24 protein-coding genes are annotated in these 24615 nt (G+C 65.5%); 11 read left to right on the forward strand and 13 right to left on the reverse strand.

Annotated features, from left to right (window positions below; genetic code table 11):
* Positions 1-28 precede the first annotated feature (28 nt).
* From aroC to fabI, 3 genes are all read right to left on the reverse strand, one after another.
* Positions 29-1114, reverse strand: a complete 1086-nt coding sequence (gene aroC / locus S58_RS26330; RefSeq protein WP_015668441.1) for a chorismate synthase — start codon at positions 1112-1114, stop codon at positions 29-31.
* Between the two features lie 114 nt (positions 1115-1228).
* The gene (locus S58_RS26335) at positions 1229-1828 is read right to left on the reverse strand and encodes a histidine phosphatase family protein (RefSeq protein ID WP_015668442.1); all 600 of its coding nucleotides are present in this window, start codon (positions 1826-1828) and stop codon (positions 1229-1231) included.
* 13 nt (positions 1829-1841) lie between these two features.
* A complete protein-coding gene (fabI, locus tag S58_RS26340) occupies positions 1842-2675 on the reverse strand; it encodes an enoyl-ACP reductase FabI (RefSeq protein WP_035644487.1) in 834 nt (277 codons plus the stop codon).
* 302 nt (positions 2676-2977) lie between these two features.
* Here fabI and S58_RS26345 point away from each other — a divergent pair, with 302 nt between their 5' ends.
* Together S58_RS26345 and S58_RS26350 are read left to right on the forward strand one after the other, a co-directional pair.
* Positions 2978-3466 carry a sigma-70 family RNA polymerase sigma factor gene (locus S58_RS26345; RefSeq protein WP_015668444.1) on the forward strand — a complete coding sequence of 163 codons (489 nt, stop codon included), beginning with the start codon at positions 2978-2980 and terminating at the stop codon, positions 3464-3466.
* A gap of 100 nt (positions 3467-3566) precedes the next feature.
* A complete protein-coding gene (locus S58_RS26350; RefSeq protein ID WP_015668445.1) occupies positions 3567-4340 on the forward strand; it encodes an anti-sigma factor family protein in 774 nt (257 codons plus the stop codon).
* Between the two features lie 351 nt (positions 4341-4691).
* Here S58_RS26350 and S58_RS26355 read toward each other — a convergent pair whose 3' ends face one another.
* Both S58_RS26355 and S58_RS26360 read right to left on the reverse strand, forming a co-directional pair.
* Positions 4692-5654, reverse strand: a complete 963-nt coding sequence (locus S58_RS26355) for a DnaJ C-terminal domain-containing protein (RefSeq protein ID WP_015668446.1) — start codon at positions 5652-5654, stop codon at positions 4692-4694.
* A 113-nt stretch (positions 5655-5767) separates the two neighbouring features.
* Positions 5768-6172, reverse strand: a complete 405-nt coding sequence (locus S58_RS26360) for an RT0821/Lpp0805 family surface protein (RefSeq protein ID WP_015668447.1) — start codon at positions 6170-6172, stop codon at positions 5768-5770.
* A 125-nt stretch (positions 6173-6297) separates the two neighbouring features.
* Here S58_RS26360 and pdxH point away from each other — a divergent pair, with 125 nt between their 5' ends.
* Positions 6298-6948, forward strand: a complete 651-nt coding sequence (gene pdxH / locus S58_RS26365) for a pyridoxamine 5'-phosphate oxidase (RefSeq protein ID WP_015668448.1) — start codon at positions 6298-6300, stop codon at positions 6946-6948.
* Between the two features lie 135 nt (positions 6949-7083).
* Entirely contained in the window at positions 7084-7836 is a 753-nt protein-coding gene (locus S58_RS26370) for an SDR family NAD(P)-dependent oxidoreductase (protein WP_015668449.1), read from the forward strand.
* Between the two features lie 266 nt (positions 7837-8102).
* Here the strand turns inward: S58_RS26370 and S58_RS26375 are convergent, their stop codons facing one another.
* Together S58_RS26375 and S58_RS26380 are read right to left on the reverse strand one after the other, a co-directional pair.
* Positions 8103-8339, reverse strand: coding sequence for a hypothetical protein (locus tag S58_RS26375; RefSeq protein ID WP_015668450.1), 237 nt, complete (start codon positions 8337-8339; stop codon positions 8103-8105).
* 413 nt (positions 8340-8752) lie between these two features.
* A complete protein-coding gene (locus tag S58_RS26380; protein ID WP_015668451.1) occupies positions 8753-9730 on the reverse strand; it encodes a magnesium transporter CorA family protein in 978 nt (325 codons plus the stop codon).
* 344 nt (positions 9731-10074) lie between these two features.
* Here S58_RS26380 and S58_RS26385 point away from each other — a divergent pair, with 344 nt between their 5' ends.
* The gene (locus S58_RS26385) at positions 10075-10755 is read left to right on the forward strand and encodes a L,D-transpeptidase (RefSeq protein WP_015668452.1); all 681 of its coding nucleotides are present in this window, start codon (positions 10075-10077) and stop codon (positions 10753-10755) included.
* Between the two features lie 97 nt (positions 10756-10852).
* Here the strand turns inward: S58_RS26385 and S58_RS26390 are convergent, their stop codons facing one another.
* On the reverse strand, positions 10853-12142 hold the full coding sequence (locus tag S58_RS26390; RefSeq protein ID WP_015668453.1) for an extensin family protein: 1290 nt from the start codon (positions 12140-12142) through the stop codon (positions 10853-10855).
* Between the two features lie 162 nt (positions 12143-12304).
* Here S58_RS26390 and S58_RS26395 point away from each other — a divergent pair, with 162 nt between their 5' ends.
* From S58_RS26395 to S58_RS26405, 3 genes are all read left to right on the forward strand, one after another.
* Positions 12305-13933 (forward strand): fatty-acid--CoA ligase, encoded by a 1629-nt coding sequence (locus S58_RS26395; protein WP_015668454.1) that lies wholly within the window; start codon positions 12305-12307, stop codon positions 13931-13933.
* A gap of 143 nt (positions 13934-14076) precedes the next feature.
* On the forward strand, positions 14077-15294 hold the full coding sequence (locus S58_RS26400; RefSeq protein ID WP_042340230.1) for an MFS transporter: 1218 nt from the start codon (positions 14077-14079) through the stop codon (positions 15292-15294).
* Positions 15295-15427: 133 nt separating this feature from the next.
* Positions 15428-16288 (forward strand): DUF1499 domain-containing protein, encoded by an 861-nt coding sequence (locus S58_RS26405; protein ID WP_015668456.1) that lies wholly within the window; start codon positions 15428-15430, stop codon positions 16286-16288.
* Between the two features lie 103 nt (positions 16289-16391).
* Here the strand turns inward: S58_RS26405 and S58_RS26410 are convergent, their stop codons facing one another.
* The 3 genes from S58_RS26410 to ribB form a co-directional block, all read right to left on the reverse strand.
* The gene (locus tag S58_RS26410) at positions 16392-17306 is read right to left on the reverse strand and encodes an MBL fold metallo-hydrolase (protein ID WP_015668457.1); all 915 of its coding nucleotides are present in this window, start codon (positions 17304-17306) and stop codon (positions 16392-16394) included.
* Positions 17307-17536: 230 nt separating this feature from the next.
* Positions 17537-18751, reverse strand: coding sequence for an acyl-CoA dehydrogenase (locus tag S58_RS26415; RefSeq protein WP_015668458.1), 1215 nt, complete (start codon positions 18749-18751; stop codon positions 17537-17539).
* A 63-nt stretch (positions 18752-18814) separates the two neighbouring features.
* Positions 18815-19891 (reverse strand): 3,4-dihydroxy-2-butanone-4-phosphate synthase, encoded by a 1077-nt coding sequence (ribB, locus tag S58_RS26420; RefSeq protein WP_015668459.1) that lies wholly within the window; start codon positions 19889-19891, stop codon positions 18815-18817.
* A 175-nt stretch (positions 19892-20066) separates the two neighbouring features.
* On the opposite strand from ribB, the gene S58_RS26425 reads away from it, so the two are divergent.
* On the forward strand, positions 20067-21305 hold the full coding sequence (locus S58_RS26425) for an aminotransferase-like domain-containing protein (protein WP_015668460.1): 1239 nt from the start codon (positions 20067-20069) through the stop codon (positions 21303-21305).
* 9 nt (positions 21306-21314) lie between these two features.
* Here the strand turns inward: S58_RS26425 and S58_RS26430 are convergent, their stop codons facing one another.
* Positions 21315-22595, reverse strand: a complete 1281-nt coding sequence (locus S58_RS26430; protein WP_015668461.1) for an amidohydrolase family protein — start codon at positions 22593-22595, stop codon at positions 21315-21317.
* A gap of 171 nt (positions 22596-22766) precedes the next feature.
* On the opposite strand from S58_RS26430, the gene S58_RS26435 reads away from it, so the two are divergent.
* Positions 22767-23216, forward strand: a complete 450-nt coding sequence (locus S58_RS26435) for a hypothetical protein (RefSeq protein WP_015668462.1) — start codon at positions 22767-22769, stop codon at positions 23214-23216.
* Positions 23217-23360: 144 nt separating this feature from the next.
* On the forward strand, positions 23361-23588 hold the full coding sequence (locus S58_RS26440; protein WP_015668463.1) for a hypothetical protein: 228 nt from the start codon (positions 23361-23363) through the stop codon (positions 23586-23588).
* Positions 23589-23687: 99 nt separating this feature from the next.
* Here S58_RS26440 and S58_RS26445 read toward each other — a convergent pair whose 3' ends face one another.
* The gene (locus S58_RS26445) at positions 23688-24509 is read right to left on the reverse strand and encodes an aldo/keto reductase (RefSeq protein ID WP_015668464.1); all 822 of its coding nucleotides are present in this window, start codon (positions 24507-24509) and stop codon (positions 23688-23690) included.
* Positions 24510-24615 lie beyond the last annotated feature (106 nt).

The following is a 24615-nucleotide window of genomic DNA, read 5'->3' on the forward strand; positions in this document are numbered from 1 at the left end:
CGGCAAACAGACGTACGCCCGTCTGCCGCTAACCGACCTGGCCGCGATGGCGCAGCAGGTGATCGGCGAGCACGCAGGCCATCATTGCCTCGCCGACGGGAACCGCGCGGATGCCGACGCAGGGATCGTGACGGCCCTTGGTCAGGATCTCGGTCTCGTGGCCGGCGCGGTCGACCGTCTGGCGCGGCGTCAGGATCGACGAGGTCGGCTTGACCGCGAAGCGCAGCACGATCGGCTGTCCGGTGGCGATGCCGCCGAGGATGCCGCCGGCATTGTTGGAGAGGAAGCGCGTGCCGTCATTGGCCGAGCGCATCTCGTCGGCATTCTGCTCGCCGGTCAGTTCGGCCGCGCCGAAGCCCGCGCCGATCTCGACGCCCTTCACGGCGTTGATGCTCATCATCGCCGCGGCGAGGTCCGCATCGAGCTTGCCGTACAGCGGCGCGCCGAGCCCTGCCGGCACGCCCTCGGCTATGATCTCGAGCACGGCGCCGATCGAGGAGCCGGACTTCCTGATGCCGTCGAGATAATCCTCGAAGAACGCCGCCTTGTCCTTGTCGGGGCAGAAGAACGGGTTGCGCGCGATCTCGTCCCAGTCCCAGTTGCCGCGGTCGATCTTGTGCGGCCCCATCTGCACCAGCGCGCCGCGCACCTTCACATCCGGCAGGACCTTGCGCGCGATGGCGCCGGCCGCGACGCGCGTGGCGGTCTCGCGCGCCGAGGAGCGGCCGCCGCCGCGATAATCGCGGAGGCCATATTTGGCTTCATAGGTGAAGTCGGCGTGGCCGGGCCGAAACTTGTCCTTGATCTCGGAATAGTCCTTGGAGCGCTGGTCGGTGTTCTCGATCAGGAGCGCGATCGGCGTGCCCGTGGTGACCTGCACGCCGGTATCGGGATCGGCCATCACGCCGGAGAGAATCTTCACCTGGTCCGGCTCCTGGCGCTGGGTGGTGAAGCGCGACTGGCCGGGACGGCGACGATCGAGATCGACCTGGATCTCCGCCGCCTCCAGCGGAATCCGTGGCGGGCAGCCGTCGACCACGCAGCCGATGGCCACGCCATGGCTCTCGCCGAAGGTTGTGACACGGAACATGTGGCCGAAGGTGTTGAAGGACATGAGCGATCTACCGATGGAAAGCCGTCATTCCGGGATGGTCCGCAGGACCAGACCCGGAATCTCGAGATTCCGGGTTCGCCTCTCACGAGGCGCCCCGGAATGACGGGGAATAGACTAACTGAACTTCTCGAACCCGTTCTCGCCGAACACATAGACAGCGCCCTGCTGGATCGGCAGGTCGACGGCGCGGTTCGGCGTCTCGAAGCCGAGAGCAACCATCAGCGCCCGCGCCGTGCCGCCATGGGCGACCGCGACGATATCGTCCGTGAGCTCATCGTACCAGTCACGCACGCGGGACTCCACATCGGCGTAGGTCTCGCCGCCCTCCGGCGCCAGCGACCATTTGTCGGTCAGCCGCTTGGCATAGAAGGCGGGATCGGCCGCCTGCATTTCCGGCAGCGTCGCCCCCTCCCATTTGCCATAGCCGATCTCGCGCAGCCGGGCATCGAGAGCGTAGCCGTCCGCTGGCAGGCTCAGGGTCTCGCGCACCAGCTCCATCGTCGCGCGGGCGCGGCTGAGCGGGCTCGCGACGTAAGGCAGGCGTGCCGCGTCACGACCGTTGCGCGCGACGAGCTCGGCCAGGATGTTGCCCGCCTGGACTGCCTGCACGCGGCCGAGCGCATTCAGCGGAATGTCCTGCGTGCCCTGAAGCCTTCCGAGCGCATTCCATTCCGTCTCGCCGTGGCGGATGTAGTAGATCGTGGGCCGGGGCATTGCAGGCGATACGCTAGTCCTTGGCGCCAACGGAATTGCTGAGCGAGATGTCGGGCGCCTCCGGCCGCTTCATGCCGACGACGTGATAGCCGGAATCGACGTGATGCACCTCGCCGGTGACGCCGCGCGACATGTCGGACAACAGATAAAGCGCGCTGTCGCCGACCTCGTCGATGGTCACGGTCCGGCGCAGCGGCGCGTTGTACTCGTTCCACTTCAGGATATAGCGGAAGTCGCCGATGCCGGAGGCCGCCAGCGTCTTGATGGGACCTGCCGAGATCGCGTTGACGCGGATGTTCTTCTCGCCGAGATCGGCGGCGAGGTAGCGCACGCTGGCCTCCAGCGCCGCCTTGGCAACGCCCATCACATTGTAGTGCGGCATCCACTTCTCGGCGCCGTAATAGGTCAGCGTGATGATCGAGCCGCCGTCGGTCATCAATTTCTCGGCGCGCTGCGCGATCGCGGTCAGCGAGTAGCAGCTGATCAGCATGCTCTTGGAGAAATTGTCCTGCGTGGTCTCGATGTAGCGGCCATCGAGCTGGTCCTTGTCGGAGAAGGCTATAGCATGCACGACGAAATCGATCTTGCCCCACTTCTCCTTCAGCACGTCGAACACGGCGTCGATGGTGGCGGGATCGGTCACGTCGCAATGGCCGAGCACGAGGCCGCCAAGCTCAGCGGCGAGCGGCTCGACCCGCTTCTTGAGCGCGTCGCCCTGGTAGGTCAGTGCGATCTCCGCACCGGCCGCGCGCGCGGCTTTCGCAATGCCCCAGGCGATCGAGCGATTGTTGGCCACGCCGAGAACGACCCCGCGCTTGCCCTGCATCAAACCTGAAATCTGCGCCATGCGGCTTCCCATCGAACTGATTATTAGAGCATGATCCGGAAAAGTGGAAACCGGTTTCCGAAAGATCATGCTCAAACAAGGAGACGGGCATGATGCGTTTCCGTGGAAACGCCTCATGCTCTGAGGACTGGACGTACACCACCGGTCTGGCCCGGTACAGCCCCATTCCGCCCGCTCTGTGGCAAACTCCCGGGCCGGCTTGCCGGGTCGGAATAGTCCTGTCATCACGGGGTTATGGTCTACGCAAGGCGCGGTTGCGGCCCACGTCTTGATCACAGCAAAGCCTGGCCGCAGGAGACGAGATGAGCGCGTTCCGGCAGAGCGTCGAGGCCATGATTCCAGCACTGCGCCGCTATGCCCGGGCGTTGGCGCGCGACATGGATGCCGCCGACGATCTGGTCCAGGACACCCTGGTGCGCGCGCTGCGATCGGAGCGGCTGTTCCTGGGCGGGGACATCAGGAGCTGGCTGTACACGATCCTGACCAATCTGAACAAGAACCGCCGACGCTCGCTGGCGCGGCGACCGCACTTCATGCCGCTCCAGGATGACAATCCCGACGCCAGCGGCACCGAGGCCGAGAGCCGCGACATCGAGCGCGCGCTCGCCACACTGGTCGAGGAGCAGCGCGCCGTGCTGCTCCTCGTCGTGCTCGAAGGCATGAGCTATCGCGAAGTGGCCGACATCCAGGGGGTGCCGATCGGCACCGTGATGTCGCGCCTCGCCCGGGCACGTGCGCATGTCCGCGCCGCGCTCGAGGGCGAGCGGCCGGCGCTGAGGAGGGTGAAATGACCGTGCGATCCACCGCACAAAAGCCGCGCTACCGGGTTCGCTTGACCAAGGCCGCTGCGGCCGCGCCCCGGCGCGGACGTTCGACTGCAACGAGATCCAGATGATGACCGACCCGACCATTCCCGTCACCGAAGACGAGCTGCACGCCTATGTCGACAACGAGCTGCCGGCCGAGCGCCGCAGCGACGTCGAGCACTGGCTCGCGGCGCATCCGGCGGACGCCGAACGGGTGCAATCCTGGCGCAGCATGGCCGAGGCGCTGCATGCCCGCTACGATGCCGTCGCCAACGAGCCGGTGCCGCCGCGCCTGGATCTCGACCAGCTGGATCGCCGGCCGCGACGCTGGATCCTCGGCGCGATGGCCGCAAGTGTCGCCGCCTTCGCCCTCGGCGGCGGAGTCGGCTGGATCGCGCATGGCGCGGCATCGTCGCCCGCGCTGCTGCAGAACCTCGCCGGCGACGCGCTCGATGCCCACCGGCTGTATGTCGTCGAGGTCCGCCATCCGGTCGAGGTCCCCGGGAACGAGAAGGCCCATCTGCAGCAATGGCTGACGCGGCGCTGCGGCCGCACCGTGCAGGCGCCCGAGCTGGAGACCACCGGACTGAAGCTCGTCGGCGGCCGCCTGCTGCCGGGACCGACCGGCCCGGCCTCCTTCCTGATGTATGAGAGCACCTCTGGCGAGCGCTTCACCGTCTATGCGACCAAGATCGGAATCGAGGCGGCCGAGATGCGCTATACCGCCCAGGGAAATACCGCCGCGCTGTCCTGGGCAGAGCGCGGCGTCAGCTACGTCGTCGCCGGCAGCAGCGACCGCACGCGCCTTAACCAGGTTGCCCGCCTTGTTTATGACCAGTCCGAACGGACGGGCGGCTAGCGACGGGACATCCGAAGATCTTGCCCGTCGGATACTCCGTCACGATTCCCGATATGATCTGAACGGCTTGCCGGCGGGCTGCAGACCACGGACGAGACGGCAGCATGACCGGCCTCTCTGGCGCTGCGGATAAACGAAAGCCTGCGCCGCAATTCCGTCACTGGAAATCTGGAATCAGGTCACCGACGCGTCTCAATATCGCGCCAAATGTTCACGAAAAAATGAGCAGTGTTCGATCCGCCGATCGACACGGAAGCGGCCTCGATTGGGGTTTTGTACCGCGCTGGTCCCCCTCTCGAGGCCGCACTTTTTTCTCTCAGATTTTCACCTGACGGTCCCGAATGCACAGCCTTACGAGAGGCTGCTGCGCGGATTGTAGGGATGGCGGTCGCGCCATTTGGTCATCAACGCCTCGAGGTCGGCGTCGTTGCCGTCGGGCAGCACGATCCGGGTGGTGACGAACAGGTCCCCCGTGGAGCCGTCGCTCTTCGGCAGGCCTTTGCCCTTCAGCCGGAAGGTGCGGCCGCTGGAGGTGTTCTTCGGGATCGACAGCTCGACAGCGCTCCCCAGCGTCGGGGCGCGCACCTTGGCGCCCAGCACGGCCTCATAGAGCGCGATCGGCAGGTCCAGCTTGAGATCGCTGCCCTCGACCTTGAAGAACGGATGGGGCGCGATCTGGATCGTGATCAGCAGGTCACCCGGCCGGTGCCCGGGTGCGCTCTCGCCCTGCCCCTTGAGCCGGATCTGCTGGCCGGCGGTGACGCCGGCCGGAACCTTGACGTTGAGCTCCTTGCCCGACGGCAGACGCACGCGCTTCTCGCCGCCCTTGACGGACTCCTCGAGCGTCACCGCCATCGCCACCTTCAGATCGAGATCGACCCCGACGCCGCCGGGATCGAACTCGAACGGGCTGCCGCCGCCGGCCCGCGCGCCGCGCTGGGCGCCGCCGAACATGCTGTTCAGGATATCCTCGAAGCCGCCGCCGCCGAAGCCGCCGCCAGGCCCGCCGCCACTGCGGAAGGTATAATTCTCGAAGCCCCCCGGCCCGCCTCGACCGGCGCCGCCGCCGCCAGGGAAGCCCTGGAAGCGCGGCTTGCCGTCAGCATCGATCTCCCCGCGATCGAACTGCTTGCGCTTCTCCTCGTCGCCCAGGATCTCATTGGCCGAATTGATCTCGGCGAACTGCGCCGATGCCTTCGGGTCATCCTTGTTGCTGTCGGGATGGTGCTTCTTGGCGAGCTTGCGATAGGCGCTCTTGATGGCCGCAGCGCTGGCGCTTCGCGGCACCCCCAAGACCTCATAGGGGTCGCGCATCCGTCACGTCTCCTTACAGAAAGTCAGTTATACTAACCTACGGGCTTCCCGCCCGCTTCGCATTTCATCTGGGGAGTCCGTTGTATTTTTGCAACGGGTTCCAGAGGTCCCGGCTAGCTTTGCTGCCAGGGTTTGAGCGTGTGGATGTCCCAGCGTCCACGCTCGATCCGGCACGCCGAGCCCTGCAGCCAGCGCTCGGTCTTGCCATTGACGTAGCTTGCCAGGAAATCCCGGCAAGTGCGGCCGTTGTCGGCCGTGTAGGATTTGGCGATCGGCGTCACCGAGCCCCGCGCGCCGGTCTGCGGATTCTGCCAGGGCTGGCTGGAATCCTTGCTGCCCTTGGTCAACACGTCCGACGCCGCATTGCGGGCAAAGGCGAGATCGCCTTCGGTCGGCTCGCGCTCGGGCGGCGGGCTGATCGATCCGGTAATCTCTGCATCATCCATCTTGGCGTAGGCCGATTCGGGGCGCGACAGGCTGCAGCCGCCACCGGACAGGCCGATTAGAATGAGTGTCAAAGCGGTGCCGGCATGACCGATCGCGGATAGGCCAAGCCGGACCGATGCCCTATATAGGACCGGACCAGAATGGACTTGCGCGCGCCTGGCCGCGGGTGAACGCAAAACTCGGACTCCCCATACACATGACCGACCCCACGAGCATCAAACACCAGACAACCTTAACATCCGGTACATCGGCTGATTTTACCCAGGCCGGCGAGCCGTTTGCGCTGTTTGCCGCCTGGTTTGCGGAGGCCAGCAAGAGCGAGCCCAACGATCCGAATGCGATGGCGCTGGCGACGGTCGACGACAGCGGACTGCCTGACGTGCGCATGGTGCTGATGAAGGGCTACGACGAAGACGGCTTCGTGTTCTATAGCCACCAGGCCAGCCAGAAGGGCCGCGAGCTCGCTGCCAATCCCAAGGCCGCCCTGCTGTTTCACTGGAAGTCGCTGCGCCGCCAGGTCCGCATCCGCGGCCTCGTGACGCCGGTGACCGACGAAGAAGCCGACGCCTATTTCGCGACCCGGCCGAAGCAGGCGCAGCTCGGGGCCTGGGCCAGCAAGCAGTCGCAGCCGCTGGAGAGCCGCTTCGCCTTCGAGCAGGCGATCGCCAAGGTCGCCGCGCAATACATCCTCGGCGAGGTGCCGCGGCCGCCGGGCTGGAGCGGCTGGCGGATCACGCCCATCGGCATGGAGTTCTGGCACGACCGGCCGTTCCGCCTGCATGATCGCATCGAATTCCGGCGCGAAGCCGCGGGCCAGCCGTGGACCAAGGTGAGGATGTATCCGTAAGCCCATTGCGGACCGCCCTGCTTCTCCTCGCGCGAGCGTCGAACACGACGTTCGACGCATTGCGCATCAAACGCGCACCGAACACGTAACCATTGTGGTAAGTTGATCCCTCCGGGATCGTGAGAGACCCAGTTCATGGCGACTTCTTCCAACCAGCCGCGGCGCACGATGCTGCTGACGGGCGCCAGCCGCGGCATCGGCCACGCGACGGTGATCCGCTTCTCGTCTGCCGGCTGGCGCGTCCTCACCTGTTCGCGGCACCCATTCCCGGAGGAATGCCCGTGGGGCGCGGGCCCCGAGGACCATGTCCAGGTCGACCTCTCCGATCCGCAGGACACGCTGCGAGCGATCGCCGAGATCAAGCAGCGCATCGACGGCGGCGAGCTGCATGCGCTGGTCAACAACGCAGCCATCTCGCCCAAGGGTACCGGCGGCGCGCGGCTCGGCACCGTCGACACCGACCTCGACACCTGGAATCACGTCTTTCGCGTCAACTTCTTCGCACCGATCATGATGGCGCGCGGACTGATCAAGGAGCTCAAGGCCGCCAAGGGCTCGGTGGTCAACGTGACCTCGATCGCCGGCTCGCGCGTGCATCCGTTTGCCGGCGCGGCGTATGCGACCTCGAAGGCGGCATTGGCCGCACTCACACGTGAAATGGCATCGGATTTCGGCCGGGTCGGGGTGCGCGTCAACTCGATCGCCCCGGGCGAGATCGACACCTCGATCCTGTCGCCGGGCACCGAGAAGATCGTGCAGGAGCAGATCCCGATGCAGCGGCTCGGCACCCCCGACGAGGTCGCCAAGATCATCTACGTGCTGTGCACCGAGACAAGTTCCTACGTGAACGGCGCCGAGATCCACATCAATGGAGGCCAGCACGTCTGAGGTTGGTCAACGAGCGGCAACCAAGACGTCCGGCTCGTCCCTGACTTGGTTCATGCCGGCTTGCCGCTCTCGACGAGTCCCGGGCGACCGCGCCAAGGCGCGATTAACGCCATCCGCAAAGATCGACGCCGACGATCCGGGCGCCACAAACTAACAGCGCCCCCGGAGGGAGCGCTGTTCAGGTGGCCGTATTGGCATGCTGGATTTCAGATGGGTAGCTGCGCGTGTCGCCCCCACGGAAGTACCGTCGGGTCGAGAACGTTGGTTCAACCTTCGCACACCAAGCCACGCAGGATCTGCGCCGCGCGCCAGCGCAGGCGGGCGGATTCGACGTTGAGCGCGCTGGAGCAATCATCCTCGCGCTCGTCGTCGTCGAGATCGGCACCGCAGTAGCGGCAGGTGCGCGGCGACAGCGCATGCACCACGACGATATCGGCGCGGCTGCGCTGATAGTTGGCGAGCTCGACCACGTTGTTCGATGCCGTTATGCGTTTCTCAACCATTGCCGCCTCTTGACCCTGGGCGCGATGAATGCGCCCTCAAGCTCCGCTTGCATGCCACACGCCGAAGCGCTCGTTGTTGGTCATGCTCACAAGCTGACTTATCGCAGAGAAGTTTCGATCAAACGTTCAGGGTTCCCGTCAAATTTTACCTGAGGAATTGAGGCGGCTTTGCAGCGGTCTGAGAGGCTCTCTAATATGAATTTTTAGTACACCAACGTGTCTGTTACTTAGCGTGCATACCCCTCGCGCTCGGCTGATTTTGCCGACGAACACGTCGAGCGCCGGTCGCTAACAACAAGGCACCAGTGAGGCTTAGTTGAGGGCGCTAGGTGACGCCGCAGCCCTGGCGCAAATCGACTCCGGGACCCGATTGATCGCGCCCGATCGATGCGGCTGATTTCAGGCCGGCCGCGCTACAGCCACTTCTTCCACTTGAAGATCCAGTACGGCACGATTGCGCAGATCAGCATCAGCACCAGCGCCATCGGGTAGCCGTGCGCCCATTCGAGCTCCGGCATCATCTTGAAGTTCATGCCGTAGATCGATGCGATCAAGGTCGGCGGCATCAGCACCACCGCCATGACCGAGAACAGCTTGATGATGTTGTTCTGCTCGAGATTGACGACACCGAGCATCGCGTCCAGCACGAAAGTGATCTTGCTTGCGAGATAGGAGGCGTGGTCGGTCAGCGAGGCAACGTCGCGCTGCATGGTCTTGAGCTGCTCGCGCATGTCCTTCGACCACTTCACGCCTTCGACCACCGCCGACAGGAAGGTGACGACGCGTCCGATCGACACCAGGCTCTCGCGCACCTTCGAGGTCAGGTCGCCCTTGCGGCCGATCGCGATCAGGATCTGCGAATACTGCTTGGCGTGGCCGTGACGCTCATTGTTCGGCTCGAAGATCTCATGGCTGACCTGGTCGATATCGGCCCCGACCTTCTCCAGGATGTCGGCGCAGCGGTCGATCACCGCGTCGAGCAATTCCATCAGCACCATCTCGCCGGTGATCCCGGGCGCGCAACTGCGGGCGAGCTTGGCCTCGACCACCGCGAACGGCCGCGGCTGGTCGTAGCGTACCGTCACCAGACGGTGGCCGGCCAGGATGAAGGTGACGGCCGTGGTCCTGGGCATATCGCTGTCCGAGTGACACATCAGCGTGGCCGTCATGTAGCGGGCGCCGTTCTCGATGTAGAGACGGCTGGAGATCTCGATCTCCTGCATGTCCTCCCGCGTCGGCACCGAGATCCCCGCCAGCTTCTCGACCGCCCGGTCCTCGGCGCTGCTCGGGTTGAACAGGTCGACCCAGACCGCGTTATCCGGCAAAGCCGAGGGATCGGTGATCGCCGCCTTCTTCAGCGCCGCTTCGGCCGGGACGAACACCGAGAACATCGAGAAACTCCGAATCGCAGAACGTAATTTTCGGGCGGATTAGCGGTGGGATGCTGCTGCCTTGTGACGCAGCTTGCCGATACGGTCCATCGGATTTCTCGCCACCCGCCCAAGCGGCCTGGGTTCAGCCCCGTTGGCGCTCCAGCGTGCCATTCGGAGCACAGCTGTGGATGACGGAGCGGAACTTTGCGGCAAAAAGGCAACAATCACGGCGCTGCAGCGTGACTTGTGCGTGTAGTGGCTGGAATTGAGACCAATTTTGACGATAATGGGACGCATGGAATCGCGCTGTGATGGCACGATTTGGTCATTGCAACGTCCGCTGTCAATTTGGAATCGGTGACATGTCGCTGAAGGTGAAACTAGGACTCCTGGCCGCCGGCCTGATGCTGTCGGGCTGCATGCAGGCCACGACCTATGAGGCGACGAACACCCAGGCCTTCAAACCGAAGGACAAGGAGCTTCTCGCGAAGATCCGCTATGCCAACACGCCGGTGGCCGAGCCTTATCGGCGCGCGATCGTCGATTATCACCGCAAGGAAGCCCCGGGTTCCATCGTGGTCGATTCCGACAGCCACTATCTGTATTACGTGCTCGATGGCGGCAAGGCGATCCGCTACGGCATCACCGTCGGCGAAGAGGCGATGGCATGGTCGGGTATCGCCAAGGTTGGCTCGATGACCGAGTGGCCGGCCTGGCATCCGACCAAGGGCGAGATCGAGCGCCTGGGCGTGCCGACCTTCGTCGCACCTGGCCCCGACAATCCGATGGGCTCGCGCGCGATGTACCTGTACGCGAACGGCAAGGACACGCTGTTCCGTATTCACGGCACCAACCAGCCGGAATATATCGGAGCGTCGATCTCGTCAGGCTGCATCCGCCTCACCAACGAGGACGCGATCGATCTCTATAACCGGGTCAAGGTCGGCACCATCGTCGTGGTGCTGGATCCGAAGAAGGGCGACTCGCCCTACAAGCCGCAGATGGCGCTGCAGGGCGGCGGCACCTACGCTGCGATGCAGTAAGCATCGGCCTGACGGCGGACGAAATTTCAAAGCCGAGAAACGCGTTTAGCATCCTTTCCGAGAGCGCCGGGCAACCGGCGCTCTTTTGTTTTGGGCGCTAGAACAAACCGCGGAATGGATCCCAGCTGCGACGACCGTGATGGCGCTTCCGCGAAGCGGGCTTCGACGGAGATGTCCGCTCCGCACCCTGGCTCGTCTGTGCGCGCTGATCCCGCCCGGCTGCATCGCGGGTTTTGCCTTTGTCCGAAGCTGCTGGCGGACCACCTGCCGACGGCTTGCCGGTCGATGATCGCGCCTCTGCCGCATCAGCCCCGAGCTTTTGCTGTTCAGGCGCTGACTTTGACGCCGTGCGCCGATTGCGGGCAGCATCGGCGGGTTTTTGCGCGGGAGGCGGCTCTTCCGCATCGGACCGTTCGGCCCCTTCGCTCGCTGACGGTGCGTTGCTCTCCGCTGCGGTCGAAGGTCCGGCCCCCGTCTCCTCCGAGCCGCCGCGACTGGTGCCGTTGCGCTCGGCGGGAGTGCTCGCGGTTTTCCTGGAGCTTTCAGTGCCCGCCTCCGCGGTCTCGCGCGGCGGCGCATCGTCAGGTCGCGCGGCGGGCATCAACGGCGCGACCTTCGGCAGGGGATCGAGCACGTCCCATTGGCAGATCCTGTAGTTGTTGCGCCGCTCCATCAGATCGAGATGAATGTGGTCCTCGTGATACCAGTCCGAATCGGGACCGAGCACGGTCGAGAAATGAGTGCACACCGCGTGCAGCACCGCCTCGCGCAAATCGCGCGGCTGGGCGCGGTCGGTGAGGTCGATCATGCGGCCGTCCGCCAGCTTGAAGCCGTGCACGTCCAGCGCATTGGCACGGCCGTGCTCGGATAGCTGAGCGCCGGCGACATTGTTGCGGCCGCGGCATTGATACGAGTCGAAATTGTCGAGCGCAGTGATCGCGCTGCCGAGCCGCTCGGCCAGCGGCGCCACATCGTTGCGGACCCAATTGGCAACCGCAGTCGCCATCGGGCAGCGCATGGTCGCTGCCGGCGTCAGCGCCACTCGCCGCTTGTCCGGCAGTACCACCGCCTCGAGCCGCACCAGATCCTCGCCACCGCAGCCGCCGGGGCCCTTGATCGGCGGAATCGAGGGCGCGATCGCGACCTCGTCGGTCAAGGCCAGCCGGCAGGCCGAGGGCGGCGGCGCCTTGACGTCCTCCTTCGCGCCGGCCACGGCCTCGCCGCGCGCCGCGTCATCCTTGCCTTTGGCGGCCTCGCGCGCCGGCGCGTCGGCCGGACGCGGCTGCGGAAGCGGCACTTTGGCGGCGATGTCCGCCGGCTTCGAAGCGGGCTCGGAGGCTGCGGGCGCACTGCGATGCGATTTGGCCGCGGCCGGCGCGGCCGCCATGAGCCAGCTCAATGCGAGTGCTGCCGCAGCCGCGCTAACCATCGTGCCCGGCGCGACGTCGTGGCCCCCACAAGGCCATTTGCGCCGGGGGCGGCGCGCGCTAAAATTGATCAAACAGACCAAAAGACCCTCGCTGCAAGCGAATACCGGAGGAACGACCTGATGCTTGGTTTGATGCAAGACTGGCCCCTGCTTTGTCACCGGATCATCGAGCATGCGGCGACAATCCACGGCTCCCAGGAGGTCGTGACCCGCTCGGTCGAAGGCCCCATCGTTCGCACCACCTATCGGCAAATCCACGACCGCGCTCTCAAGGTTTCACAGAAGCTGACGCGCGACGGCATCAAGCTCGGCGACCGCGTCGCCACCATCGCCTGGAATACCGCCCGTCATCTCGAGGTCTGGTACGGCATCATGGGAATCGGCGCGATCTGTCACACGGTCAATCCGCGGCTGTTTCCCGAGCAGATCGCCTGGATCATCAACCATGCGCAGGATCGCATCGTCATCACCGATCTGACCTTCGTGCCGATCCTGGAAAAGCTCGCCGACAAGCTGCCGAGCGTCGAACGGTACGTGGTGCTGACCGACGCCGCGCACATGCCGCAGACGACGCTCAAGAACGCGGTCGCCTACGAATCGTGGATCGGCGAGGCCGACGGCGATTTCACCTGGGGCACCTTCGACGAAAACACCGCAGCTGCGATGTGCTACACGTCCGGCACCACGGGCGATCCGAAAGGTGTGCTGTATTCGCATCGGTCCAACGTGCTGCATGCGTTGATGGCCAATAACCGGGATTCACTCGGTACGTCCGCAGCAGACACAATGCTTCCGGTGGTTCCCCTGTTCCATGCCAACAGCTGGGGCATTGCCTTCTCCGCGCCCTCGATGGGCACCAAGCTCGTGATGCCCGGCCCCAAGCTCGACGGCGCCTCGGTCTACGAGCTGCTCGACACCGAAAAGGTGACCTACACTGCGGGCGTACCGACGGTGTGGCTGATGCTGCTGCAGCACATGCAGGCGCATAACCTCAAACTGCCGCACCTGAAGATGGTGGTGTGCGGCGGCTCGGCGATGCCACGCTCGATGATCCAGGCCTTCCTCGACATGGGCATAGGCGTCCGTCACGCCTGGGGCATGACGGAGATGAGCCCGATCGGCACGCTCGCGACCTTGAAGCCGCCGTTCCTCGACGCCGCGGGCGACGCCAAGCTCGACGTGCTGCAGACCCAGGGTTTTCCGCCGTTCGGCGTCGAAATGAAGATCACCGACGATGCCGGGGCCAAGCTGCCGTGGGACGGCAAGACCTTCGGTCGCCTCAAAGTGTCGGGCCCAGCGGTCTCGAAGGCCTACTTCAAGGTCGACAGCAACATTCTCGACGAGGAAGGCTTCTTCGACACCGGCGACGTCGCGACCGTCGACGAGCATGGTTTCATGCGCATCACCGACCGCTCCAAGGACGTCATCAAGTCCGGCGGCGAGTGGATATCCTCGATCGACCTGGAGAACCTCGCTGTCGGCCATCCGGCCGTGGCGGAGGCGGCCGTGATCGGCGTCTACCATCCGAAATGGGACGAGCGTCCGCTGCTGATCGTGCAGCTCAAGCCCGGCCAGACCACGACGCGCGAGGACATCCTGAAATACATGGAAGGCAAGATCGCCAAATGGTGGATGCCCGATGACGTCGCCTTCGTCGACGGCATCCCGCACACGGCCACCGGCAAGATCCTGAAGACCGCGTTGCGCGATCAGTTCAAGAGCTATCGCTTCCCGAACGCCGCAGCCTGAGAAGGCCGCGTCCAACGGCGCATCACGACGAGCGGCCTCTCCATCATCGGAGAGGCCGTTCTGCTTTGCTCCCGCACCTTGGCCGGTGATCCGGCGTTGACGTGGCGCAAGGCTGGAGGAGATCCAACCGGTACAAAGCCGCGATGAACACGACGGGACAACGGACAGCACGCACCACATGGCGCGACGTGCCGTCGACGGTGCTGACGCTCGGGCTGGTGTCGCTGCTGATGGACATCTCATCGGAGCTGATCCACGCCCTGCTGCCGATCTTCCTCGCCACCGTTGTCGGCGCCTCGACGGTGACCATCGGCCTGATCGAAGGCGTGGCCGAGGCCACCGCCGCGATCACGAAGGTGTTCTCCGGCGCGCTGTCGGACCGGATCGGCAAGCGAAAGCTGCTGGTCGGGATCGGCTATGGGCTGGCGGCACTGACCAAGCCGGTGTTTCCGCTTGCCAGCACCTCCTGGCAGATCCTCGCCGCGCGCTTCGTCGACCGCATCGGCAAGGGCATCCGCGAGGCGCCGCGCGACGCGCTGATCGCGGACGTGACGCCGGAAGGCATCCGCGGCGCGAGCTATGGCCTGCGCCAGGCGCTCGACACGGTCGGCGCCTTTGCCGGCCCGCTGCTCGCCGTGGCCCTGATGGCACTCTACGCCAACGACTTCCGCGCGGTGTTCTGGTGGTCGGCCCTGCCGGCCGCGCTCGCCGTGCTGCTGATCCTGTTCGGCCTGCGCGAGCCGGTGGAGACCGCGCCGGCGCCGCGCCGCGGCTGGCCGATTCACGCGCGCGAGCTGCGCCGGCTGCCACGCGCCTACTGGATCGTGGTCGCCATCGGTGCGGTGTTCGCGCTGGCCCGCTTCAGCGAGGCCTTCCTGGTGCTCAAGGCGCAGGCCGACGGCCTCGCCCTGTTCCTGATCCCGCTGGTCTACGTGCTGATGAACCTGATCTATGCCGGCGTCGCCATGCCGGCGGGCATCCTCTCCGACCGTATCGGCCGCAGCAACGTGCTGACCTGCGGGCTCGTCATGCTCACGGCCGCCGACCTGACGCTGGCTTTCGTGCCCGGCCTGATCGGCACCGCGATCGGAGTGGCGCTCTGGGGCCTCTATCTTGGGCTGTCGCAGGGGCTGCTCTCGGCGATGGTCGCCGATACCGCCCCGCCGGACTTGCGCGGCACCGCCTTCGGCCTGTTCAACCTCGTCACCGGCGGCGCGCTGCTCGTCGCCAGCCTGCTGGCGGGATGGCTGTGGCACGCCTATGGACCGCAGGCGACGTTCACGACCGGCGCGGCATTCTCCGGCGCAACCATCCTGTTGATGCTGACGGCGTTGCGCACCCGCTCCAGCGGAGCCGCCTGACCCGGTCTCCGGATCAACCGCCCTCTCCGGGCCAGACCCCTCTTGAATTTACCCCATCCGCGTGGTCTCACACGGATGACCCGGCCGCCCGGCGCAACACAGGCAGCGGCCCAACCCGGCAGTTCCTGACACGATGGCCCGCAGGTTTCACACCCCCTATCTGTCGGAGCCGACCTCCAGCCTGGCGACCTGGACCCGCAATCTCGCGGTGTTCTCCGTGATCGCCGCGGTCGTTTCGATCCTGATCCTGCGCTTCGACTTCCTGGAGATGAAGCCGGCGCTGGCGACGTTCTTCGGCGCGCTGGGGCTCGCCGCACTGTCCATCCTGCTCGGGCTGGCCGCCTTCGTCGCGATCTGGCGCAACGGCAGCCGCGGCATGAGCCGCATCCTGCTCGCCTTCATGATCGATGCGGTCGTGCTCGCCTATCCGGCCTATCTCGCGCTCCAGTACCGCAAGCTGCCCAAGATCTACGACATCACCACCGACCCGATCGATCCGCCGCGCTTCGAGGCGCTGGCCGCCTTGCGCAACGGCGACGGCACCAACACCGCCGTCTATGCCGGGCTCTATACGGCCGAGCAGCAGCAGAAATTCTATCCGGACATCGAGCCGGTGCAGATCGAGCTGCCGCCCGATCGCGCCTACGCGATCGCGCTGAAGCTGGTCAACCGCCGCAAATGGTTCGTGGTCGACGAGCGCGCGCCGCAGCCGCCGCGCCGCGTCGGCCGCATCGAGGCCGTGGCGCGCACGCCGATCATGGGCTTTCGCGAGGACATCTCGATCCGCGTCCAGCCCGACGGCGAGGATTCCCGCATCGATGTCCGCTCCGCCTCGCGGTATTTCGATTCCGATCTCGGCAGCAACGCCGCGCGCGTCAACAAGCTGATCGAGGATTTGTCGAATGCCGGCGAGGCCGAGGCGCAGAAGCCGGTGAAGAAGATCACGCCGCCGCCGGTGGCGGCGAAGGGAAATGCGAAGACGGTGAAGAAGTGAAATGGGCGAATAGGGAGTAGCGAGCAGAGAAGGAAGTCGCTCGAGCCTGCGTTCGCTCCCCCTATTCGCTACTCCCGATTCGTTATTCGCTACGCCAGATTCGCTACGCCAGCCGATACGTCCCGCCGATCACCGGATCGCCCTCCGTCGCCACGACGCCGCGGGCCACGAGATCCTCCAGATGGGCCAGCACGGAATAGCCGGCCGCGGTGGTGAGCCGCGGATCGATGCCGATATAGATCGCCCGCACCATGGTCGGGATGTCGGCCTCGCCTTTGCCGAGGCGATGCAGGATCGAGCCCTCGCGTGCCTGGCGATGGCGCGTCAGGAAACGCGTGTAGCGCGGCCCTTCCAAGATTTCCGGGCCGTGGCCTGAGAAATAGAGCTCCTCGGGCCGGCTTGCGAGGCGCTCCAGCGAGGCCATGTAGTCGACCATCGAACCGTCGGGCGGCGCCACGATCGAGGTCGCCCAGCCCATCACGTGATCGCCGACGAAGGTGGTGCTGCGCTCGCTCCAGGCGAAGGCGAGATGGTTCGCCGTATGACCGGGCGTCGCCACGGCCTCAAGCTGCCAGCCCCGCCCTTCGATCACATCGCCGTCAGCAACCGTGATGTCGGGCGCGAAATCGCGGTCGACGCCGGATTCCGGGCTGTGCTTCTCGCTCTCGTAACGCGGCCGTGAGGCGCGATGCGGCCCCTCCGCATAGACGGTGGCGCCGGTCGCGGCCTTGAGCCGGCCGGTGTTCGGCGAATGGTCGCGATGGGTGTGGGTCACCAGGATATGCGTGACGGTCTCGCCGCTCACGGCATTCAGCAGCGCCTGCGCATGCGCCTCGTTGTCCGGGCCGGGATCGATGATCGCGACCTTGCCGGTACCCACGATGTAGCTGACGGTGCCGGTGAAGGTGAACGGACTCGGATTGTTGCAGAGGACGCGCCGGATGCCCGGACGCACCTCCTCGACGACACCAGCTGCAAGCGGGAAGTTGCGGTTGAACGGAACGTCGTCCTCGGCCATCACGTGCCCTTAACTTTGCGCGGGCGCTTGAACGGCCCGCTTCCTCCCGGCGTCATGCCCCGCGCAGGCAGGGCATCCGGTACGCCGCGGCATCTCGGCTGATCACTGTCATCCCGGCGTACTGGATCGTCCGCTGGAGCCTGTCATCGGGCTCGCCGAAGGCGAGACCCGGTGACGGAGGATGACAGTTGAGGACTCAAGGCGCGCGTCCCCGGGAACGACCATGCGAACTAGAAAAACGCCTGGATGCCGGTGATGGCGCGGCCGAGGATCAGCGCGTGGACGTCGTGCGCGCCCTCGTAGGTGTTGACCGTCTCGAGGTTGGCGGCGTGGCGCATCACGTGATACTCGATCGAGATGCCGTTGCCGCCGTGCATGTCACGCGCGACCCGGGCGATGTCGAGCGACTTGCCGCAATTGTTGCGCTTGACGATCGAGATCATCTCGGGCGCCATCTTGCCCTCGTCCATCAGGCGACCGACGCGCAAGCTTCCCTGCAGGCCAAGCGCAATCTCGGTCTGCATGTCGGCGAGCTTCTTCTGCACCAGCTGCGTCGCGGCCAGCGGCCGGCCGAACTGCTTGCGATCGAGCGTGTACTGGCGGGCGCGATGCATGCAGTCCTCTGCCGCGCCGAGCACGCCCCAGGAGATGCCGTAGCGGGCGCGGTTGAGGCAGCCGAACGGCCCCTTCAGGCCGGACACGTTCGGCAGCAGCGCGCTTTCCGGCACCACGACGCCGTCCATCACCACCTCACCGGTGATCGAGGCGCGCAAGGACAGCTTGCCGCCGATCTTCGGCGCAGACAGCCCCTTCATGCCCTTCTCGAGGATGAAGCCGCGGATCTGGTTGTCGTGCTCGGCCGATTTGGCCCACACCACGAACACATCGGCGATCGGCGCATTCGAGATCCACATCTTGCTGCCGGTCAGCCGATAGCCGTCCGCAACCTTCTCGGCGCGGGTCTTCATGCCGGCGGGATCGGAGCCGGCATCCGGCTCGGTCAGGCCGAAACAGCCGACCCATTCGCCGCTGGCGAGCTTCGGCAGGTATTTCTTGCGCTGGCTCTCGTCGCCATAGGCGTAGATCGGATACATCACCAGCGACGACTGCACCGAGTTCATCGAGCGGTAGCCGGAATCGACGCGCTCGATCTCGCGCGCCACGAGCCCATAGGCGACGTAGCTCGCATTGGCGCAGCCATATTCCTCCGGCAACGTGATGCCGATCAGGCCGAGCTCCCCCATCTCGTTGAAGATCTCGCGATCGGTCTTCTCTTCGAGATAGGCCTTGGTGATGCGCGGCAGCAGCTTGTCCTGGGCATAGGCGCGCGCGGTGTCACGCACCATGCGCTCGTCCTCGGTCAGCTGATCGTCCAGCAGGAAGGGATCGTCCCACTGGAAGCTCGACTGGGCCGGCTTGTCCTTTGCCTGAGGGCGCGCGCTCATGAATGGTCCTTTCGCGTCTCGCTGCGCACGGGCCGCAGCGGTCTGAAGTTAAATCCTGGAGGTTCAGCCTTCAAGCCGTTCGTTGGCGACGATCTCGATGCCGAAACCCGACAGGCCCTTGTAGTCATGGACCGACGAGGTGAGGTTCCGGATCGACGTCACGCCGAGATCACGCAGGATCTGCGCACCGACGCCGACCTCGCGCCACTGGCGATGACGATCGGCCTCCGCGGTATGCGGCTCTTCGACCGGCTCGACCGGCACGCCGGCCGCACCGTCGCGCAGATAGATGAGCACGCCGCGGCCGGCCTTCTTGAAGTGCTGCAGCACGGCCTGGATACGCTGCGGACCCGCAATCAGGTCCTTGACGATGTTGGGCTTGTGCAGCCGGGTGAGCACATTCTTGCCATCGCCGATCCCATTGTAGACGAACGCGGCGTGGGTGATCGGATCGAACGGCGAACGGTACGCGAAGCCCTGCAACGGGCCGATCGGGCTGTCGGTCGTGAACGTCGACACCCGCTCGATCAGCTTCTCGCGCGCCTGGCGGTACGAGATCAGGTCGGCGATGGTGACGTGCCTGAGATTGTGGGCCGCGGCGAAACGGACGACCTGCTCGCCCTTCATCACCGTGCCGTCATCGTTCATCAACTCGGAGATGACGCCGACCGGTGGCAGCCCCGAGAGCTTGCAGAGATCGACCGCCGCCTCGGTGTGGCCCGAGCGCAGCAGCACGCCGCCGTCACGCGCGATCAACGGGAAGATATGGCCGGGGCGCGCGAAATCGGCGGCGCCGGCATTCGGGTTGGCGAGCGCACGACAGCAGGAGGCGCGCTCTTCGGCCGAGATGCCGGTGCCGCCATCCGGCTTGTAGTCGATCGAGACGGTGAAGGCCGTGGTGTGATTGGAATCGTTGTGCGCGACCATCGGGTCGAGCCGCAGCCGCCGCGCGTCGTCGGCAGTGATCGGCGCGCACACGATGCCGGATGTATGGCGAATGATGAACGCCATCTTGTCGGGCGTACAGAGCGAGGCGGCGACGATGAGATCGCCCTCTCCCTCGCGGTCGTCGTCATCGGTCACGACGACCATCTCGCCCTTGGCGAAGGCGTACAGAACTTCCTGGATCGAGTCGGCCATTGCAAGTCTCGCTGCTTTTCCGGGGTGCTTTAGCCGGGATCGCAGGCGCGCGCCAGAGCAGCGGAACCGCCGCTCGAAGGTCGCCTTCCCCCGGAAAAGGACCTGTCCTGCCGGGACAAGCGCCCCGGTATCTGTTTAAAGTCGCCCGAAATCGAGAACAAGGGAGGCGTGCCTCATGGCCGCATTCGATTTTGCACCGCTCCTGAACTCAGGCCTGCCGGCACCCGCCGCGCGCTGGACAGGACTTGCAAAATACAGCTTCGTCGGCGGCAACAACGACCCTGGTGCCGTGCCGGTGGACGCGTTGCGAGCCGCCGCAGACGCCGTGCTTGCCCGCGAAGGCCGCGCGCTCGCCACCTATGGCCTCGCGCACGGACCACAGGGCTATCGGCCGTTGCGCGACTTCCTGGCCAGCAAGCTGTCGCGCGACGCCGGCATGTCGGCCCGTGCCGACGACATCATGATCCTCTCGGGCTCGCTGCAGGGCCTCGACCTCGTCAACCAGGCGCTGCTGACGCGCGGCGACACCGTGCTGGTCGAGCAGGACAATTACCAGGGCACGCTGACGCGGCTGGCGCGACTCGGCGTCAAGACCATCGGCATCCCGCTCGACGGCGACGGCATGCGAACGGATGCGCTAGCGACGGTGCTGGCCGACCTCAAGGATCGCGGCATCCGGCCGAAATACATCTATACCATTCCGACCGTGCAGAACCCCACCGGCACCATCATGCCGGAGAACCGTCGTGCTGAGCTCTTGTGGCTCTCACGCGCCTATGGCGTGCCGGTGTTCGAGGACGATTGCTATGCGGACCTCATCTGGGAGGGGAGACGCCCGCGCGCGATTCACGGCATGTCCGACCATGGCGGCGTGATCCATCTCGGGTCATTCTCGAAGTCCGTCGCCCCCGCATTGCGTGTCGGCTTCCTGGTCGCGCCCTGGGAGATCATGTCGGTTCTGCTCGCGCTCAAGACCGATGCCGGCTCGGGAGCCCTGGAGCAGATGGTGCTCGCGGAATATTGCAAGCCGCATTTCGCAACTCACGTGCCGCAATTGGTGCGCGGGCTGCGCGCAAAGCTGGGTACGCTGATCGAGGCGCTCGACGCCGAGTTCGGCACGGCCGCGGAATTCGTGCCGCCGAAGGGCGGGATCTTCCTGTGGGTCAAGCTGCCGGACCAGGTCGACGCGATGAAGCTGTCGCAGGCCGCCCTGAAGCGCGGCGTGTCGATCAATCCGGGACCGGAATGGTCGACCGACGCGGCGCATTCCAGAAGCCGCTTGCGGCTGTGCTTTGCGAGCCCCTCGCATCAGGAGATCCGCGACGGCATCGCGGTGCTTGCCGAGGTGTGCCGCCACGAGTTCGGCGTGCCCCTGCGCTCCGCGAATGTGGAGCACAGCAGCGCAGGCGAGTAAGCGCGGGACTCACCGCACCGAGAAGGGCGACTGATAGGGCCGCCCGAACGGCACGCCATTGATCACGGTCTGCACCGGCTTCAGCTGCAGCTTGCCCTCGCGCTTGTTGCCACGCGTATCGAGGAAGCTGACAGGGCCTTCGACCAGGTCGATGATCGCAACGTCGGCCGGTGCGCCGACCTGCAAGGTGCCTAGCTTCGGTGCACGGCCGATGATCTTGGCCGGCGCCGAGGTCGCCATGCCCACGACCTGTTCCAGCGAGAATCCCATCGCCAGGAATTTGCCCATGACGTTCGGCAGGAACGGCATGCCGGGCGAATTGCCCGAGAACACATGGATGTCCGAGGAGATGGTGTCCGGGCCACAGCCGCCAGGGATCGCCACCTCCGCCACGGTGAAATCGAAGCTGCCACCGCCATGTCCGACATCGAACAGCACGCCGCGCTGCTTGGCAGCGAGCGCCGCGGGCAAGAGCTTGCCGTCCTGGACGATGTTGGTGAAGGCGCCGGCCATGTTCGGCGCGCCGGAATAGGCATGGGTCAGGATGTCGCCGGGGCGCAGCAGGTCGAGGATCTGCGACATCAACTCGCCGGTCTCGACGCCACCGATATGCACCATCATCCGCGCCGGCCAGCCGCAGAGCTCACAGGCCTTGATAGCGCGCTTCAACGGCTCGAGCCCGTGCTTGAAGATCACGTTCTCCGACATCCGCACCTTGACCCCGAGCAGGAAGTCCGGGTTCTCGGCCAGCGCCATCGCGCAGGCGTCCACCTGCGCATTGTCGATGTTGTAGAGCTCGGCCACCGGAAACGCCGACAACCCATTGTTGGCGATGTGGACGAAGGCATAGATGCGCGCGCGCGACTGGGCAGCGATGAAGCGGCGCAACGCGGCCAGATTGTTCACCCCCGCATCGCCCGCCGAGACCACCGTCGTGGTGCCCTGGAATTGCACCAGCTCGTCCGGCGGGATCCCGATCGCCGACCCATACGGATAGACGTGGCTGTGGAGGTCGATGAGCCCCGGCATCACCAGCCGGCCGGCGGCGTCGATCGACCGCAACGTCCGCTCGGCCGGGATCTCAGCTTCGATGGCCTCGACGACGCCCCAGCGGATCCCGATGTCGCGCTTGCCGCGCAGCGACTGGCTGGGATCGATGACGTCGCCGCCCTTGATGATGAGGTCGAACTTGTCCGCTGGGCCCATCGCCGCATGAGCCGGGCCCGACACCGCGGCCACGGCGGCCGCTCCGGAAGACAACAGGAAATCACGGCGCGACAGCGCAGACATGTTCAGCCTCCCCAAGCTTGTTTGTAGTTGCCGGCAGCATGCGCCTCGCCTGCGGATCCAGCAAGGCCGGCTCGGAAAGATTGAGACTTTGTGTCAACCAGACGAGCGCAGGACGTTGCGCAGTTGACGCAGTGCATTAAGATGTCCCGGCAGTCATCTCCGCGAGACCGCATGACCTCGATCTCCCGCCCTCTCCTTGCGATCGTCCTCCTCGCATCATCATTCGCGCCGGCCGCTTCGGCCGACGATACTGTCGACGTCGCGCGCGCCTGGGGCCTGATCGGAACCTGGGCTGCCGATTGCGACGCGCCGGCGGTCAAGGGCCGCGGCGCCATCATCTCCTACGAGGTCACCGCGGAGGGCAACCTGATCTATCGCCGCGACCATGATCCGTCCGATATCAACGAGGTCGCAAACGCGCGCGTCGAGCCCGACCAGACTCTGGTGCTCTCGATCGTGCTGCCGAAGGCGCGCCAGACGCGCGAGAACGGCATCGTCAAGACGACGGATGGCGGCATCCGCTCGGTGTTCAACCGCGGCGAGGACGGCAGCTACACCATTCGCGAGGCCCGCTTCATCGCCAACGGCAAGCCGACGCCCGCCCTCCGGAAGTGCGACTGAGGCGCCAAGCGAGAGAGAGAAGCCAGCGTTCACGCCCGGCCTGAAGACCAAATCTGAACGTGCATTCAGCAACTTCGCAGAAGTTCCTGCGGAACGTTCTCCCACACTTCAAGTTGATCCCGCACTTTCATTCTGGAGGACAACATGAAGAAAATCGCTCTTGCACTCGCTTCCCTTGCGGCTGTCGCGCTCGTGGCCCCGTCGATGGCCAACGCCGAGACCGTGGTCATCAAGCGCGGCGGCCATCACTATCATCACGGCTGGGAGCATCGCGGCTTCGACCGCTCCCGCGCCGAGTACCGCATGCGCCGTGAGGTCCGGCCGTTTCACCGCCACCACGACCGCACCGTGATCATCAAGCACCGCGACTGATCCGCGAATCGACATGGAAATGGCCCCGCGAGGGGCCATTTCTCTTCAGCCGCATTGGCCGCAAACGAAGCAACACCAGGGATCAGCGATCCCAGGGGATCAGCGATCCCAATCCGGCGCAAAGCCTGGATTGACGAAGCGCTTATCCTTGGGGAGGGCCGCGATGGTCGCGCGATCCTCATCATCGAGCTGGACCTTCATCGCATCCCAATTGGCCTGCTGACTTTCCCTGCGCCCCGCCTTGGGAATCGCCGCCACCCCGTCCTGATCCAACAGCCATTTCAGCGCGACCTGGGCGGCACTTGCGCCATGCTTCCTGCCGATCGCCGCGAGCGTCTCGTCGGCGGCCGCGCGCCCCTGCGCCAGCGGGCAATAGGCCACCAGGGGGATCGATCGGCTGGCCATGTAGCCCATCAGCTTCGACTGATCGAGCATCACATGGTACTCGACCTGGTTGCAGGCGACGGGCGCCTGGATGTCCTCCACGGCCTGCTTCAGCAAGGCGACGGTGAAATTGGCCACGCCGATCGCGCGCGTGCGTCCCTCGTCCTTCAGCTTCAACAGCGTTTCCAGCGCGGCCGGCAAGTTCATTCCCTTGGCCGGCCAATGGATGAGATAGAGGTCGACGAAGTCCAGCCTGAGCTTCCTCAAGCTCGTATCGAACGCACGGCGGATCGCGTCCGGCGCGAGATTCTCCGGCCAGACCTTTGTGGTGACATGCAATTCGGCGCGCGGCAGATCGGCCGCCGCAAGCGCAGCCCCGATCGCATCCTCATTGGCATACATCTCGGCGGTGTCGATGTGGCGGTACCCGAGCGCGAGCGCGCTCTCGACCGCTTCGCGGCATACCGTGCCCTGCATGCGAAACGTGCCGAGCCCAAGCTTGGGCAGATGGATACCCTGGGTGTCGATGACGTTCATGACTTCTCCTGGAGACGCGCGGGCCACTTCGCCAGCGAAGGCCGGCGGCAGCCTCGAAACATCAAGACCTTGGCGGGAAGCGCTCAGCTTGCCTTCGCTCCGCTTG

Origin of the sequence: Bradyrhizobium oligotrophicum S58 (genome assembly GCF_000344805.1) — a bacterium.
GTDB lineage: Bacteria > Pseudomonadota > Alphaproteobacteria > Rhizobiales > Xanthobacteraceae > Bradyrhizobium > Bradyrhizobium oligotrophicum.

Coding starts and splice junctions, on each gene's coding strand:
- S58_RS26385 (WP_015668452.1), top strand. CDS start 10,075: ATGTCGCTGAAGGTGAAACTAGGACTCCTGGCCGCCGGCCTGATGCTG.
- S58_RS26415 (WP_015668458.1), bottom strand. CDS start 18,751: ATGAGCGCGCGCCCTCAGGCAAAGGACAAGCCGGCCCAGTCGAGCTTC.
- S58_RS26410 (WP_015668457.1), bottom strand. CDS start 17,306: ATGGCCGAGGACGACGTTCCGTTCAACCGCAACTTCCCGCTTGCAGCT.
- S58_RS26395 (WP_015668454.1), top strand. CDS start 12,305: ATGCTTGGTTTGATGCAAGACTGGCCCCTGCTTTGTCACCGGATCATC.
- S58_RS26425 (WP_015668460.1), top strand. CDS start 20,067: ATGGCCGCATTCGATTTTGCACCGCTCCTGAACTCAGGCCTGCCGGCA.
- S58_RS26440 (WP_015668463.1), top strand. CDS start 23,361: ATGAAGAAAATCGCTCTTGCACTCGCTTCCCTTGCGGCTGTCGCGCTC.
- pdxH (WP_015668448.1), top strand. CDS start 6,298: ATGACCGACCCCACGAGCATCAAACACCAGACAACCTTAACATCCGGT.
- S58_RS26390 (WP_015668453.1), bottom strand. CDS start 12,142: ATGGCGGCCGCGCCGGCCGCGGCCAAATCGCATCGCAGTGCGCCCGCA.
- S58_RS26350 (WP_015668445.1), top strand. CDS start 3,567: ATGATGACCGACCCGACCATTCCCGTCACCGAAGACGAGCTGCACGCC.
- S58_RS26335 (WP_015668442.1), bottom strand. CDS start 1,828: ATGCCCCGGCCCACGATCTACTACATCCGCCACGGCGAGACGGAATGG.
- S58_RS26430 (WP_015668461.1), bottom strand. CDS start 22,595: ATGTCTGCGCTGTCGCGCCGTGATTTCCTGTTGTCTTCCGGAGCGGCC.
- aroC (WP_015668441.1), bottom strand. CDS start 1,114: ATGTCCTTCAACACCTTCGGCCACATGTTCCGTGTCACAACCTTCGGC.
- ribB (WP_015668459.1), bottom strand. CDS start 19,891: ATGGCCGACTCGATCCAGGAAGTTCTGTACGCCTTCGCCAAGGGCGAG.
- S58_RS26405 (WP_015668456.1), top strand. CDS start 15,428: ATGGCCCGCAGGTTTCACACCCCCTATCTGTCGGAGCCGACCTCCAGC.
- S58_RS26445 (WP_015668464.1), bottom strand. CDS start 24,509: ATGAACGTCATCGACACCCAGGGTATCCATCTGCCCAAGCTTGGGCTC.
- S58_RS26435 (WP_015668462.1), top strand. CDS start 22,767: ATGACCTCGATCTCCCGCCCTCTCCTTGCGATCGTCCTCCTCGCATCA.
- fabI (WP_035644487.1), bottom strand. CDS start 2,675: ATGGCGCAGATTTCAGGTTTGATGCAGGGCAAGCGCGGGGTCGTTCTC.
- S58_RS26355 (WP_015668446.1), bottom strand. CDS start 5,654: ATGCGCGACCCCTATGAGGTCTTGGGGGTGCCGCGAAGCGCCAGCGCT.
- S58_RS26370 (WP_015668449.1), top strand. CDS start 7,084: ATGGCGACTTCTTCCAACCAGCCGCGGCGCACGATGCTGCTGACGGGC.
- S58_RS26375 (WP_015668450.1), bottom strand. CDS start 8,339: ATGGTTGAGAAACGCATAACGGCATCGAACAACGTGGTCGAGCTCGCC.
- S58_RS26400 (WP_042340230.1), top strand. CDS start 14,077: ATGAACACGACGGGACAACGGACAGCACGCACCACATGGCGCGACGTG.
- S58_RS26380 (WP_015668451.1), bottom strand. CDS start 9,730: ATGTTCTCGGTGTTCGTCCCGGCCGAAGCGGCGCTGAAGAAGGCGGCG.
- S58_RS26345 (WP_015668444.1), top strand. CDS start 2,978: ATGAGCGCGTTCCGGCAGAGCGTCGAGGCCATGATTCCAGCACTGCGC.